Here is a 14,288-nt window from a genome sequence, read left to right on the forward strand (position 1 = left end):
GGCGGGGCTGGCGAACCGGCCCTTAGAGAACGACCGGCAGACCCGAAGGTCTCCCCGCCCGGCCCGCCATAAACAACACAAGCGAGCAAGAGCGGACCATCGCTTGCGCGATAGCCTCTCTAAGAACTGCTATGCAGGTCGCCAAACCCGGCTACCGTTGGTGCGGCAGCGCTGGGGATTATACGAAAGCGAAGAGCAAAAGCAGCCCCTTTATTTCCGGCGCGAAGGCTGACGACGGCTTGATGGCGCAGGTCCCACGCAACTGAGTGCGTCACTCAGTGCGGACCAGCGTGGCATAAAATGGGCACAAAAATTTACAGCCAATCCGGGGGGATTGCATGCTGCCCAGTAACGTTCAGGACACCGTTCGGCCCACGGCTGCGACGGCGACGGAGATTCCCGAGTTCGTCATCGGGAAGGCCTACAACCGCAGAAAAGAGATCACGGGAAAGTTCGGGGGCAGCGGCCAAAGCGGCATCGCGCCTTCTCGCCAGTCCCCAGCCGTCTTTCTTTTTACAGGGAACGGCGAACAGCACGGCTACAAGGACGAGTTCAATGAGTTTGGTCACCTGCACTACGTTGGTGAGGGCCAGCTCGGCGATATGAAGATGACGAAAGGCAACCTCGCCATTGCCTCTCACGCGAAGGACGGCCGTGCACTGCATGTCTTTCAGATGACCGGCAAAGGGAAGCCATGCGTGTACTTGGGCGAGTTCGCTTGTGATTCGCACTTCTTCAAACGAGACGCGGACCGCGAGGGAAACGAACGCGATGTAATCGTGTTCCGGCTGATGCCGGTATCGAACACGCTGCATCGCGAACTGGACGATCTGCCCGATCAAAACGACGACGGTGCGGCGGAAGCCGAGAGCCAGCCTGGGGAGCTGTCGACATTGAGGCAAGCGGCGATTGCTGCATGTCAGCCCGGCGGCCCCATCGCAGACCCGAAAGAGACTGTGCGGATCGCATACCAGCGCAGTGTGCGCGTTAAGCGATATGTCTTAGCGCGAGCGCAGGGCCACTGCGAGCTTTGCGACGCACCGGCACCGTTCAATCGCAAGAGCGACGGCACACCGTATCTGGAACCGCACCACATAAACAGGCTGTCCGACGGCGGGCTAGACCACCCGAAGTACGTCGGCGCCATCTGCCCTACGTGCCATCGCCTGATTCACTTTGGCGAGAACGGCCAACACCGAAACGACGAGCTACGCGCTCGCATCGCGGCAAAGGAAGCGCCGTTCGCCGGCGGAAACTCTCCCTAGCTTTCCGTCAGCGCCCCGTCATCGTCTGCCTGAGACTAGCGCTCCACCATCAGACCGTGGAGCGCCACACTCAAAGAGTCGTGCTTCAGCCTAAAACGGTGAAGCTCGAGCCTCCGACGGTCGAGCTTCACCCTCAAACACTGGAGTCTCACTGTCTGAGGGTGGAGGTAGTCACCCTCGAACACTGAAGCGTGAGTGTTTGAGCCTCGCGCCCCACCGTTAGACACTGAAACGTCACGCTCTGAGAGTCAGGGTCGACTCTCAAACACTCGGACTCGACTGTCCAAGCGTCGAGCGTCACTCTCCAACACTGAAACGAAACAGGCGGCGACCGAGTGCTTTCCTTCGGAGCATGCCGGTCCAATTGTCAAATGTCGCTGCTTGCATTGCTACCGAGGCAGCGGCACGCCAATCTCGCCCGGTTGTGCCAACCGGCATAACGTTGCCAACCAATAAGGATTGCAATGTCACAAAACCTGATTTCGTTTCAGCCAAGCCCTGCGGACCTGACAGCCGTCGACGCCGCGCTTAAGACACTGGAAGAGAAGCTTGCGGGTCTGATCGACTTGTCGATCGAGCAACGCAGCACGCTGATGAAGATGGGCGACAAGTCGGAGGCGTTTTGCCGTAAGGCCGTGGAAGTGTTGGGCAACAACCCCGGCGTGCTGCCAGCCAACTTCAGCCTTGCAGAGCTGCGCCGTGACCTTGCCGGCTTTGACACGCTCCGGCCTCGCTTGGTCCGTATTGAAAAACTCTACGAAAAGATGCGCGACTCGCAGCTGGCTGCTGGGCAGCGATTTGATGACGGGTTCGCTGGAAGGGTATGCCTTCCTGAAGGTTGCTGGTAAGGGAGAAGGGCTGGATACGGCTCGGCAGGCGTTGTCGGCGCGGTTTAGCCGGGGGCGTAGGAAAAAGGTGGAGGAGGTACCACAGTAACCTCAATTTCGGTTGAAGAACCATGAGAAAAACCGCCCCTTGGGCGGTTTTTCTCATTCATTACGGCATAAATTTGCGACACGCCTCAACTGCTCAGAGAGCGGGGTACCTCGCATTCACTTGTTGAGTCTCACCGACACACGGGCACTTCTCTGGACTGCGAGGGGCAGCAGTCCGATTTCGGCGCATGCTCCTACTAAGCCTCTTCGAAACCTTCGTCAGTATCCGCCTCTTCATGCGAAGCATCGACCGAAATCGCGGCATTGATATTCCGCGTCAAAATTTCTTGATATCCCTGCAGCCTAGTCAGTGCTTCTATCGACAAAACGACACCAGACGATGCATGAGCCACCTGATTCCTCAGCTCATTAACATCCACCATCCATTTCGTCTGTTTTTCTTTGTTTCCGCCACCAATACTAAGCGCGTTCTTGAACAGTTCCCAATTATTCAAAGCAATTGCACGATAGTCAATGAGATCGAAATATGCCTCCATTGACCCACGCTTAGAATCATCTCTTTCTTTTCGACCCGTAACCTCAAGCCGCACCGCCTTGGGAACTCCATCTTGCCACCAAGCGTTCTCAGAATCGCGGAACTCCTGTCTCAGCTCCTCAACCACAAACTCTTTCAACTGCACCTCGATATCGTCGATGATAGTTTTGGCTTGCAGGTTTGTTTCTGTTTTTTCTCTTTGAATGAAATCGTCCAATCCCGGAGGATTAAATTCCGGTATTTCACTTCTAATGGCGGCCTGACATCGTCTGGTTCTTGCGGTTTGCCCCTGCACACCTCGAAGCTCGCGATACCGCTTGCGGTCCTCAGTAGAAAATGTCCCGAAGTATGCAGCCAAAGACCGTGCATATGGGCTCAAAAGCGAATTAAGCTCATTGTTAGATAAAGCGCGAAGTTTCGACCCAGACTTATCCAGATGAGTCAGCACTGATCTAAGAACATTGATACACGCTGTGACGCTATCGTTCATCGCAAAACCTCCGCCCTCCCCGGAACCGAGATCCCACCAATCCGGGGCTCCACTTCGAGCGGTGTTCAACCAGAACTTGAGCGTGCTAACCGTTCTATTCAGCGTCGCTTCGTTGTTATCTGCCCATAGCGGGCCCCACTCTTGACCATCTCCCTTTCTCGATTTCCCTGAAAAAAACTCAGATCTCTCGATTGCTTTAAACAAACTAGCAAGAGATATACATCTAATAGAATCCTTCGATGTGTCGGCTGTCTGAATTCTATTAAAAAGAGGAGACGCCTTGTCCTTATCGAGAACCTGAACCGCCTTAGATACAATAGCTTGCGACCTGAGCTCGAAGGAGTCTGCATCCCAGTTCAATTCAGCAAAAAGCTCTTGAAGCAAAGACGGCTTTACACTCTTCTGCTTGGCATTAATGTCCACAAACAGCCGGGCCTGAGAGCTTGGCGGCAAGCCTTCGAATGCAAGCACAGAAAGATGTCCTGATTTCGCAAATGGATGGCCGGAATAGGCAAAAAGACGGTGCTGCCCATCGATTACCCAAGCAGATTTGTAGGCAGGACGAAGGTGCAGCCATCCAATGGTACCGCTAGCATCAGAATCTGCCGCCCCGTTTTCCTGCTTGCTTCGCTGGAAATTTATAAAGCGCTTGTCGATATTCAAGACGATATTGGTTGGAAATACACCATGCTCGGATATGTACTGCCGAATCTTATTAAGCCGGCTTCGAGCGATCATCCGTTGATATGTATTAATATCCGAAGCCTTGCCCTTGGTTCTATGAGATACGTAGGCAATCTTCAACAGATAGTCTGGAGAAATGGGAAATGTGTAGCAGGTATTGCGCCCCATCTTCGTCTTGACTGCAGGAACCTTAATTTCTAAGCCTGCAATTGTTTTCCCAGGCAGCATATCGGCCAAAAACTGGTACTTTGCTGCCGCCCCAAGATGCAATACGAGGTTCTCGTAATAAGCAAGATCGGAATCGTCTATGAGGACGACGTTAGATCTTTTCGCTACGTCGCGATCTTCTTCCGATAGATTGCTACTTGCGACATATATTGCGAGCACGGTTTGGCGTTTTTGCTCGCTAGGAAATTGAGCCGCGACACTCCTCGTCAGGCGGTCCCGAATAGCAAGGATGCTGGAAACCATTCCCTGCAAATCGATTTTCCCTGATTCAAGGGGTCGGAGAATGTCAACGGCAACGACGACCTCTTCATCAATCGCAACCACGTCCAGGACCTTGGAGGGACTTTCCGCTGCGCGCTGGTCGAGCAATAGCGTACAACCTTCGTTTGTCGACAGCAGACCAAAAGACAGTCGAAACAGCAGCGTCCAAACCCTGTCGCGAGCCAACCTAAATCCGGCTTTTTCGCGCTGCATGCGAGCAGACGTTTTGGATTTCCTGATAACGGACCAACCATCGGCCTCTTCCCGCCCGATGTTTTTTAGATTCGTGCTTTTGACCTCATACGAACGGCTCGCTTGGCGGGCCAGAGACTTGAGGTCTTCGCTCCGTTGAATATTCTCGAGCAACTTCATCCCCCTAAAACAAAGATGCATTCGGTAATGGTGCGTCGATGTGCACTGGAGGCCGCTATGACGGATGGCCTATTAATGACAGTGCATTCGAAGCCTTTATATAGTTCGTGAATAGAGGCATGATCGGCGTTGCTAATGACGACGTGGCAACCCCGACTGGCGAGTTGTCTAGCGTGCTCTGCCAAGCGCTCCTGATCACTCCACGAAAAAATTCGCTCGTTATATTTCACGAAACCGTTGTGAGCATGAGCAACGGTATATGGTGGATCAAAATAAACGAGATCGCCGGCTGATGCGGAGTTCGTTATCTCTTTGAAATCGCCGGACCTAATATCGATACCTTGCAAGAGCTCCGAAATAGCGAGGAGCTTTTCCGGCTCGACGGAAGACAGGTGGCTCTTCTTCCCATATGGAACGTTAAATTGGCCAGCAAGATTGACTCGGTGGATACCATTGAACGATAGCCGTGTGAGATACAACAATCTTGCGGCACGCCTTACACTCGATTTGGGATTAGAAGCCCGCACTCGATAATAAACTTCTTCGGCGTTCGGTAACCGCTTTAGCTCTTTGATGAGCGTGTCAGGGTTATCTCGAACTTGAATGTATGCGTTGACTAGCTCCTCGTTCGCGTCGGAGATCACCGCGTTCTCGGGTGCAAGTCCAAAGAATACCGCGCCCCCACCAAAGAAGGGTTCATAGTAGGTCCCAAATGTGGATGGCATCTTTGAGAGAATCTCTGGGAGCAGGGCTCTCTTACCGCCAGGCCACTTAATCAGAGGTGTTGACGCAGCGCGCATTTTTTCTCGTATTGCAAATCGTCGTATGTCCATCAGTCTAAAATAGTTTGTGACGAGTGCGTGCGATTTTCTACACAAGCTCAATTTTCAGACCGCAAATTACAACGGTGCGAGATTGCTGCTTCAGAGGAAATAGAAAAAGGGCGCCAGATCTAAGATCTGGCGCCCTTGCCATTGCGCACAGCGCAAGAGAATGGGGAGGCTACGACTACCTAGCCATTAAGGCCGCTCCCTCAAACATCAATATTCCGCGCCACCAACGCATTGCTCTCAATGAAGTTCCGGCGCGGTTCCACGTCGTCGCCCATCAGGGTGGTGAAAATCTGGTCCGCGGCAATGGCGTCTTCAATCTGCACGCGCAGCAGGCGGCGCTGGGTGACGTCCATGGTGGTTTCCCACAGCTGCTCGGGGTTCATTTCGCCCAGGCCCTTGTAGCGCTGGCGGCTTACGTGGCGCCCCGGGCTCGCGTGCGGCTGGTGCAGTAAGCAGATTTGTCGGCGAAGCAGCGGAAAAGGCACCTGTAAAGTAAATTTGCTTGTCAAGCGGCAAGCCGTTACTTATACTCGCGCCCAAGTGGACTGGGAGTTCCCGGTCGGCGTCTAAGCCTCGGTGAGTTTCATCGGGGCTTTTCGCTTTCTAGGGGCGGAAACATCTTCAGCCCCCAATCCTCAAAGCCTTCCCCTAGCTTCTCCCGGCCGCCGCTGCAGAAGAACTTGCGCTTTAGGACCTCGAAGGCCCGGTTTTCTTGCTCCGGTCGCAACACATGCATGCCAACCGGGCGTGCCACGAGATCAGCAAGCTGCAACCCCGGTGAGTCCACCTTCTTGTCGGCAAATACGATGTCGAAGGGCAACGTGATACCGAGTCGGTTTGCTCCATCGCAGATGCGCCGGAATTCCAGCTCCAGCTCGTTGTCTTCCTTCTTGCCGCGACACTCGACAATCACGTGTGTCAGCGCGCCGTCCTGATTCTTTTCCTGCAGAAGTTCGTACAAGGTCTCCAAGCAGAAACCGAGCGCTAGGTGATAAGGGTTGCCGTCTGTCTTACCTTGGTCGCGCAGCTTCTTCTTGTCGATGACGCAGCTGATCAAGATAAAGTTGCTGATCTCGATGATGTCGGTCAGCTCTGACAAGAACTGTTGCTTGTGCTGCCGATTAGCGAACTTGAACGCCCCTTTTTCCTTGCGGATTTCATGCTCGTGCAAGACCACTAGGTCGTGACCGAAGTGGTTGAACTTCAGCTTGTGCAGCGCCGGAACAACTTTTTCGCTGTAATGCCGTTTATAGAAGACGCAAAACGCCAGCACGAAGACTGGATAGTTCGGGTCGAGCGTCTGTAAGCCGTGGTCGCCGCTTTCATCCACGTAGACAACAAAATTACTGAACCGGCCTGGGGGCGGATTCGCGGCGCCGACGGCTTCTTCGGCTGCCGCGGACGGCTCAGCTTCGAACAGCGAGAATTGCTGTGGCTCTGGCGTTGTGTCGGCGCCCATTGACGACGCGGTTTTCATATCGCTCAAAACGAGCGATCAAACATCAATATTCCGCGCCACCAACGCATTGCTCTCAATGAAGTTCCGGCGTGGTTCCACGTCGTCGCCCATCAGCGTGGTGAAAATCTGGTCCGCGGCAATGGCGTCTTCAATCTGCACGCGCAGCAGGCGGCGCTGGGTGACGTCCATGGTGGTTTCCCACAGCTGCTCGGGGTTCATTTCGCCCAGGCCCTTGTAGCGCTGGCGGCTTACGCCGCGCTCGGCTTCGCTCAGCAGCCAGGTCATGGCGGCGTGGAAGTCAGAGACGTTTTGCTCGCGCACCTTGTCGCCGGTGCCGCGGCGCACCTTAGCGCCTTCGCCAATCAGGCCCTGGAAGGTCTGGGCGGTGGTGGCCAGGGCGGCGTAGTCGGCGCCGGCCACGAAGTCGGCGTCGATGTGGCTCAGGCGCTGGTTGCCGTGCTGGCGGCGTACGACCATGACGCGGTATTTCTCGCTCTTTTCGTCGTACTGCATGAAGGCGTCTGCGGTGGCGCCGCCGTTGGCGCTGCTGGCGTTGCCTTGCATTTCGAGCAGGCGGGCCTTGAGCGTGCGGGCGCTGGCTTCGGCTGCGGGTTCGCTGGACAGGTCCAGGGCCACGCCTTCGGCAATGGCGCGCAGGGCGTCAGCGTCAATCACGCGAGACAGACGCTCGATCACGCCGCGGCTGAGCTGGTACTGGCGTGCGAGTTCAGCCAGGGCGTCGCCGGCAATCTCGGTGCCGTCGGCACGCACCAGCACGGCGGTGTCCAGCGCCTGGCGCACGAGGTAGGCGGCCATCTCGACGTCGTCTTTGATGTAGCGCTCTTCCTTGCCGTGCTTGATCTTGTAGAGCGGCGGCTGGGCGATGTACACGTGGCCGCGCTCGATGATCTCGGGCATCTGGCGGTAGAAGAACGTGAGCAGCAGCGTGCGGATGTGCGAGCCGTCCACGTCAGCATCGGTCATGATGATGATGCGGTGGTAGCGCAGCTTGTCGAGGTTGTAGTCGTCTTTGCCAATGCCGGTGCCCATGGCGGTGATGAGCGTGAGCACTTCCTGGCTGGAGAGCATCTTGTCAAAGCGCGCGCGCTCGACGTTCAGGATCTTGCCCTTGAGCGGCAGGATTGCCTGGAACTTGCGGTCGCGGCCTTGCTTGGCAGAGCCGCCTGCGGAGTCACCCTCGACGATGAAGAGTTCTGACAGCGCGGGGTCCTTCTCTTGGCAGTCGGCCAGTTTGCCGGGCAGGCCCATGCCGTCGAGCACGCCCTTGCGGCGCGTCATTTCGCGGGCCTTGCGGGCGGCTTCACGCGCGCGGGCAGCTTCTACGATCTTGCCGCAGATGATCTTGGCATCAACGGGCGTTTCGTCCAGGAATTCGGCCAGGGCCTTGCTGACGATGTCTTCCACCGGCAGGCGCACTTCAGACGAGACGAGCTTGTCCTTGGTTTGCGAGCTGAACTTGGGCTCGGGCACCTTGACGGACAGCACGCAGGTCAGGCCTTCGCGCATGTCGTCGCCCGAGGTGTCGACCTTGGCTTTCTTGGCGATCTCGTTGTCGGTGATGTACTTGTTGATGACGCGCGTCATGGCGGCGCGCAGGCCCGTGAGGTGGGTGCCGCCGTCACGCTGCGGGATGTTGTTGGTGAAGCAGAGCACCTGTTCGTTGTAGGCGTCGTTCCACTGCATCGACACTTCGACGGCCACGCCGTCTTTCTCGCCTGCGGCAAAGAAGATGGTGGGGTGCAGGACGGTCTTGTTCTTGTTGATGTATTCAACAAAGCCCTTTACGCCGCCCGAGAAGGCGAAGTCTTCTTCCTTGCCGGTGCGCTGGTCGGTCAGCCTGATGTGCACGCCGTTGTTCAGGAACGAAAGCTCGCGAATCCGCTTGGAGAGGATCTCGTAGTGGTATTCGACGTTGGTGAAGATCTCTTCGTCGGCGAGGAAGTGCACTTCGGTGCCGCGCTTGTCCGTGGCGCCCAGCACGCGCAGCGGCGAGACTTCGACCGTCTGGCCGTCCGGCGCTTGCACCGTTTCGATCAGGCGGTTTTGCGGAACGCCCTGCGCAAACTCGATGTAATGCACCTTGCCGCCCTGGCGGACGGTCACCTTCATCCACTTCGACAGGCCGTTCACGCAAGACACGCCCACGCCGTGCAGGCGCCCGACACCTTGTAGCTGTTCTGGTTGAACTTGCCACCGGCGTGCAGCTCGGTCATGGCGATCTCGGTCGCGCTGCGCTTGGGCTCGTGCTTGTCGTCAAACTTGATGCCGGTCGGGATGCCGCGGCCGTTGTCGATCACGGAGATGGAGTTGTCCGTGTGGATGGTGACCTGGATCTCGGTGCAATGCCCGGCCAGTGCTTCGTCGATGGAGTTGTCCAGCACCTCGAACACGAGGTGGTGCAGGCCGGTGCCATCCGAGGTGTCGCCGATGTACATGCCCGGCCGCTTGCGTACCGCCTCCAGGCCTTCCAGGATCTGGATCGAGGCGGCGTCATAGCTGTTGGCCTCGGCGGGGGTGGATTGCGGTTTCTGCTCTTCGGTCATGTCGTTCTGCTCGCTGCCATGGGCGTTTTGCGCACATAGCGGGGTTGCTTAAAAACGGCGAAGGGGCGGATCGTCACGATCCAGCCCCTCGTCTTGCTCTGGGTGCAGCGGTGCGTCAAATGCGCATCGGCATGACGACGTACTTGAAGGTGTCGTCGTCCGGCAGGGTGATGAGTGCGCTCGAGTTGGAGTCGCCCAGGCTCACCTGCACTTTTTCGGCCTTGAGGTTGGCCAGCACGTCCAGCAGGTAGGTGACGTTGAAACCGATATCCAGTGCATCGCCCTGGTAGTCGATTTCGAGTTCTTCCTGCGCTTCTTCCTGGTCAGCGTTGGTGGAGCTGATCTTCAGGACGTTGGTGTCGAGCATGCAGCGCACGCCCTTGAACTTGTCGGTGGTCAGGATGGCCGTGCGTTGCAGCGCCTGCTGCAGGAAGGCACGGTCGATCGTGAAGCTGTTGCGGTAACCCTTCGGGATCACGCGCTGGAAATCCGGGAACTTGCCTTCGACCAGCTTGGAGATCAGCTCGATATTGCCGAAGGTGAACTTGACCTGGTTGGAGGCGAGTTGCACCGAGACGGGATCGTCCACGTCTTCCAGCAGGCGTTGCAGTTCGAGGATGGTCTTGCGCGGGATGATGACTTCCTGGCGGCCGCCGGCGCCTGCCGGTTGCTCGCCGGTTTCAACCCCGCAGTAGGCCAGGCGGTGGCCATCGGTGGCGACAGCCATGACTTGCTTGCCGTCCACCACCAGCAGCATGCCGTTGAGGTAGTAGCGGATGTCTTGCTGGGCCATCGCGAAGTGCACCATCGCCAGCAGGTGCTTGAGCGTCTTCTGCGGCAGCGTGATGCGGGCACCGAAATCGGTTGCCTCTGCGACGGTCGGGAATTCTTCGGCGGCCAGCGTCTGCAGCGCAAAGCGGCTCTTGCCGGATTGCACCGTCATGCGCTTGTCGTTGAGCGTGAGCGCTACTTCGCCGTCGGGCATCGCACGCAGGATGTCGACCAGCTTGCGGGCAGCCACGGTGGTGGCGATATCGCCGGCGCCGGCGCCGCAATCGGCGTGCGTGGTGATCTGGATTTCGATGTCGGTGGACAGGAAGGAAACCCGTTCACCTTGCTTGGTGATCAGCAGATTGGCCAGGATGGGCAGCGTGTGTCGGCGTTCCACGATGCCGCTCACGATTTGCAGCGGACGCAGCAGGTTGTCTCGCGAGGTTTTGACCAATTGCATGAAGGCGATCCTTGGCTTGAGAGGTGACACCGCGCGCGCCCCAGCCTGGGCCACATGGGCCGGTGCCTGCAGGAGCATTCGCGATTAACCCAAAGTTGTTGTAAATCAAGGGGTTAATCACAAATTATACCGCAAATAAGGGGGCGCTGGATAGCGTCACGCGCGCGGCAAATATGTCTATTGTGCATGAAAAGACGCCCGCATTCGAGCGGGCGTCTGTCGAGACTTGATTCAGGGCGAATGGCGTTGCCATGCGCTCTGCTGACCATCGCGGGGTCAGCCCTTGAGCGTTTGCTCAAGCACATGCAACTCGTGATTGAGCTGGGCGTCCTTGGTGCGCTCGTCGGCGATCTTGCGCACGGCGTGCAGCACCGTGGTGTGGTCGCGTCCGCCGAACAATTCGCCAATCTCGGGCAGGCTCTTCTGCGTGAGTTCCTTGGCCAGATACATGGCGATCTGACGCGGCCGCGCGATGTTGGCCGGCCGCTTCTTGGAGTACATGTCCGCGACCTTGATGTTGTAGAAATCCGCGCAGGTCTTCTGGATGTTCTCCACCGAGATCTGGCGGTTCTGCACGGTCAGCAGGTCTTTGAGCGCCTCGCGCGTGACCTCGATCGTGATCTCTTTGCCGTGGAAGTTCGAGTACGCCAGGATCTTGCGCAGCGCGCCTTCCAGCTCACGCACGTTCGAGCGCAGGTGCTTGGCGACGAAGAAGGCCACCTCTTCCGGCACGGTCACGTTCTCGGCCTGCGCCTTCTTCATCAGAATCGCGACGCGCATTTCCAGCTCGGGCGGCTCGATGGCCACGGTCAGGCCGGAGTCGAAGCGCGAGATCAGGCGGTCGTCGATGCCGGTGATCTCTTTCGGATACGTATCGCTGGTGATGATGACCTGCGCGCGGTTGGCGATCAGCGCCTCGAACGCGTAGAAGAATTCTTCCTGCGTGCGGTTCTTGCCCGAGAAGAATTGAATGTCATCGATCAGCAGCAGATCGAGCGAGTGGTAGTAGCGCTTGAAATCGTCGAACGCCTTGCGCTGGTATGCCTTCACCACATCGGACACGTACTGCTCCGCGTGGATGTAGCGGATGCGCGCACGGGGGTTCTCCATCAGCATGAAGTTGCCGATGGCATGGATCAAGTGCGTCTTGCCCAGGCCCACGCCGCCGTACAGGTACAGCGGGTTGTACGACTTGCCCGGGTTGTTGGCCACCTGGATGGCCGCGGCGCGCGCCAACTGGTTCGCCTTGCCGGTGACGAAGTTGTCGAACGTCAGGATCTGATTGAGCCGCGAGCGCTCGTGCACGGAATCGTCCACCGGCGCCTGCGGCGGCGCGGCCAGGCTCGTGACCACGGCGGGCGCCTGCGGCGGCATGCGGTACGACTGCGCGCTGACCTCGGCGGCGTCCATCACGGGCACGTCGATATCGGCGGCGGCATGGCTGGCCGTTGCGAGTGCGGTTTCGCGGTACACGGACGGCGCGGGGCGCAGCGTGGTGGCGTCATGTGCAACACCGTTGCCGGCCGGCATGACCTGCCGCGGTTGAATTGCTTGCCCGCCGAGGGGTTGCATCGGCACCGGCGCGAGCGCGGGCTGGAGGGCCGCCTGGCGCTGGCCGGCGGTCGGGTCGAGCACGAACTGCACATCGACCGCCGCCTCCCAGTAGTCGCACGCGAGCGACTGGATGCGGCCCGAGAACTGGCTCTTGACCCAGTCGAGCTTGAAGCGGTTGGGCGCGGCAATCCGCAGCGTGCACGCCTGCTCGTCAAACGACAGCGGCGTCAGCGGCTTGATCCACGTCTTGAATTGTTGCGGTGTCAGCTCACTCTCGAGCTGAGCCGACGCCGCATGCCAGAAATCCTGCATCGTTATCGTTAGGTGTTTGACCGGCGCCACACGCGTCTGATGACGTCCCCGGGAGGGCCGGCCGCCGGGCTTCTGGCGCAGGCCAGAAACCGGGTGGCTTTCGTTATTGGAACGGGATTGTACCCCCTGCCGAAAGTTATCCACAAAGGATAAGTCTGTGGATAACCTGTGGACCCGCTGTGAGTAGCAGTGGACAACCGATTTTGTTGACTTCCCGCAAACCCAGTCCCGACAACGCTTTTCGCAGAGCACACCAAGCCGCACAAGGCGATGGGGACAACTCGCCAATGGGTGGATTTCGGGCGCGGAGCGCACGTTATCCCCAATCAGCAAGGCTTGACAGATGTGGAAAATGCCGCTTAAATGTCGGGTTCTGCGATGCGCAGCAGGGGAGCGCACGCTTGTTCGTGTCAGATGCGGGGCGAGAAACACTTCGTCGCGACTGATCCGGCTTAGGCCCGATGCTCTCGGTGCCCGATGTTCCGGTGACACCCTAGACCTGAACAACATAGCGCACGGCAGTCTGCGTGGGCGATTTCTCTGACTGAATCGACACCAGGCCGCGGCGGTAGCCCTAGGCCCGGCGCGTGCGGCAATGTCCGCACCACCCATTAACAAGAGAGTGCATCATGAAGCGTACCTATCAACCTTCCGTTACCCGTCGCAAGCGCACCCACGGTTTCCGTGTTCGCATGAAGACCCGTGGTGGCCGTGCTGTGCTGAACGCACGCCGCGCCAAGGGCCGTAAGCGCCTGGCCATCTAAAGACGGCCGCGCCGAGGGTGGCGGCTCATAGTCGTTGCCCATGGCTTTGCGGCACGCTGGCGATGGGCTTGCACGCCTACCCCAAGGCCGCGAGGCTGACAAAAACGGATGAGTTTTCATCCGTTTTTGCTTTGCGGCCGGTCCGGCGTAGTCGTCACTTCGTTCTGTATGTGCGCGCCAACGGCGCCGCCCAAGCACGCCTGGGCGTGGTGATCGGCAAGAAATTCGCCAAACGCGCTGTCGAGCGCAACCTCATCAAGCGTCAGTGCCGCGAGTTGTTCCGCCTGCGGCAGCCCCTGCTGGGCGGTCGCGACGTGCTGATCCGCCTGCACGCCAAGTTTCCGCGCCAGGACGTACCGACCGTGACCGCCTTCAAGCGCATCTGCCGCGAAGAGCTGGTGCATCTCTTTGAGGTTGCCGCGCGTCCATTGCCGGCCCCGCCTTCGGCCACACCGTCCCAGCCCGGCGCTGGGAGCACGCCATGACGCGCGTGCTGCTGTTTCTGCTGCGCATCTACAAAGTGGCGTTCAGCCCGTTTGTGGGCGCGCAATGCCGTTTCCTACCGACCTGTTCCGACTACGCGCGCGACGCCGTGCTCGCTCACGGGCCCGGTTACGGCAGTTATCTTGCGGCAAAACGTCTATGCCGCTGCCATCCGTTCGCACAAGGCGGGTATGATCCTGTGCCGCCCGCCGCTGGCGACGCTGTGCCCCGCTCCACCGATCCCGCATCGACCGACGCGACCGCAGCTGCCCCCCAGCCTGCGCGGCCGTCGATCCAGGCAGTGCCGGAAAACGTAGCGAGCAGCCCAAAATTGGACCGAGAAGCGCAACCGTACAA

The 14,288-nt window shown here is 58.4% G+C and carries 9 protein-coding genes and 3 pseudogenes; 5 read left to right on the forward strand and 7 right to left on the reverse strand.

Annotated elements, in window-relative coordinates; translation table 11 throughout:
• Positions 1-338: 338 nt before the first annotated feature.
• Positions 339-1,265: an HNH endonuclease signature motif containing protein gene (locus FUT88_RS00910; RefSeq protein WP_147213431.1), complete on the forward strand. Its 927-nt coding sequence runs from the start codon at positions 339-341 to the stop codon at positions 1,263-1,265.
• 464 nt (positions 1,266-1,729) lie between these two features.
• The gene (locus FUT88_RS00915) at positions 1,730-2,113 is read left to right on the forward strand and encodes a hypothetical protein (protein WP_261796826.1); all 384 of its coding nucleotides are present in this window, start codon (positions 1,730-1,732) and stop codon (positions 2,111-2,113) included.
• A 284-nt stretch (positions 2,114-2,397) separates the two neighbouring features.
• On the opposite strand, the gene FUT88_RS00920 is transcribed toward FUT88_RS00915, so the two are convergent.
• From FUT88_RS00920 to dnaA, 7 genes and pseudogenes are all read right to left on the reverse strand, one after another.
• Entirely contained in the window at positions 2,398-4,731 is a 2,334-nt protein-coding gene (locus FUT88_RS00920; RefSeq protein WP_261796827.1) for a DGQHR domain-containing protein, read from the reverse strand.
• Positions 4,728-5,531, reverse strand: coding sequence for a DNA adenine methylase (locus FUT88_RS00925; protein WP_147213432.1), 804 nt, complete (start codon positions 5,529-5,531; stop codon positions 4,728-4,730). Before FUT88_RS00925 ends, FUT88_RS00920 begins: the two co-directional genes overlap by 4 nt.
• Positions 5,532-5,764: 233 nt before the next feature.
• Positions 5,765-5,986 (reverse strand): annotated as a pseudogene (locus FUT88_RS00930) (hypothetical protein); the annotation flags it as partial.
• 161 nt (positions 5,987-6,147) lie between these two features.
• Positions 6,148-7,041, reverse strand: coding sequence for a DUF3800 domain-containing protein (locus FUT88_RS00935; RefSeq protein ID WP_261796828.1), 894 nt, complete (start codon positions 7,039-7,041; stop codon positions 6,148-6,150).
• 18 nt (positions 7,042-7,059) lie between these two features.
• A pseudogene (gene gyrB, locus FUT88_RS00940) lies at positions 7,060-9,587 on the reverse strand (DNA topoisomerase (ATP-hydrolyzing) subunit B).
• A gap of 115 nt (positions 9,588-9,702) precedes the next feature.
• Positions 9,703-10,818, reverse strand: a complete 1,116-nt coding sequence (dnaN, locus tag FUT88_RS00945) for a DNA polymerase III subunit beta (protein ID WP_012760842.1) — start codon at positions 10,816-10,818, stop codon at positions 9,703-9,705.
• Positions 10,819-11,094: 276 nt separating this feature from the next.
• Positions 11,095-12,684, reverse strand: coding sequence for a chromosomal replication initiator protein DnaA (gene dnaA / locus FUT88_RS00950; RefSeq protein WP_147213433.1), 1,590 nt, complete (start codon positions 12,682-12,684; stop codon positions 11,095-11,097).
• A 629-nt stretch (positions 12,685-13,313) separates the two neighbouring features.
• On the opposite strand from dnaA, the gene rpmH reads away from it, so the two are divergent.
• The 3 genes and pseudogenes from rpmH to yidD all read left to right on the forward strand — a co-directional run.
• Entirely contained in the window at positions 13,314-13,448 is a 135-nt protein-coding gene (gene rpmH / locus FUT88_RS00955) for a 50S ribosomal protein L34 (RefSeq protein ID WP_003262958.1), read from the forward strand.
• A gap of 62 nt (positions 13,449-13,510) precedes the next feature.
• Complete coding sequence (gene rnpA / locus FUT88_RS00960) at positions 13,511-13,933, forward strand: ribonuclease P protein component (protein ID WP_147213434.1); 423 nt, start codon at positions 13,511-13,513, stop codon at positions 13,931-13,933.
• Positions 13,930-14,226 (forward strand): annotated as a pseudogene (gene yidD, locus FUT88_RS00965) (membrane protein insertion efficiency factor YidD); the annotation flags it as partial. The gene rnpA and the pseudogene yidD, both read left to right, overlap by 4 nt.
• Positions 14,227-14,288 lie beyond the last annotated feature (62 nt).

Origin of the sequence: Ralstonia sp. TCR112 (genome assembly GCF_007997035.1) — a bacterium.
Taxonomy (GTDB): domain Bacteria; phylum Pseudomonadota; class Gammaproteobacteria; order Burkholderiales; family Burkholderiaceae; genus Ralstonia; species Ralstonia edaphi.

Bases quoted from the DNA above. Each gene is read 5' to 3' on its own strand.
- FUT88_RS00920 (WP_261796827.1), bottom strand. From the start codon at position 4,731: ATGAAGTTGCTCGAGAATATTCAACGGAGCGAAGACCTCAAGTCTCTG.
- FUT88_RS00935 (WP_261796828.1), bottom strand. From the start codon at position 7,041: ATGAAAACCGCGTCGTCAATGGGCGCCGACACAACGCCAGAGCCACAG.
- rnpA (WP_147213434.1), top strand. From the start codon at position 13,511: ATGGGCTTGCACGCCTACCCCAAGGCCGCGAGGCTGACAAAAACGGAT.
- dnaN (WP_012760842.1), bottom strand. From the start codon at position 10,818: ATGCAATTGGTCAAAACCTCGCGAGACAACCTGCTGCGTCCGCTGCAA.
- rpmH (WP_003262958.1), top strand. From the start codon at position 13,314: ATGAAGCGTACCTATCAACCTTCCGTTACCCGTCGCAAGCGCACCCAC.
- FUT88_RS00925 (WP_147213432.1), bottom strand. From the start codon at position 5,531: ATGCGCGCTGCGTCAACACCTCTGATTAAGTGGCCTGGCGGTAAGAGA.
- dnaA (WP_147213433.1), bottom strand. From the start codon at position 12,684: ATGCAGGATTTCTGGCATGCGGCGTCGGCTCAGCTCGAGAGTGAGCTG.
- FUT88_RS00915 (WP_261796826.1), top strand. From the start codon at position 1,730: ATGTCACAAAACCTGATTTCGTTTCAGCCAAGCCCTGCGGACCTGACA.
- FUT88_RS00910 (WP_147213431.1), top strand. From the start codon at position 339: ATGCTGCCCAGTAACGTTCAGGACACCGTTCGGCCCACGGCTGCGACG.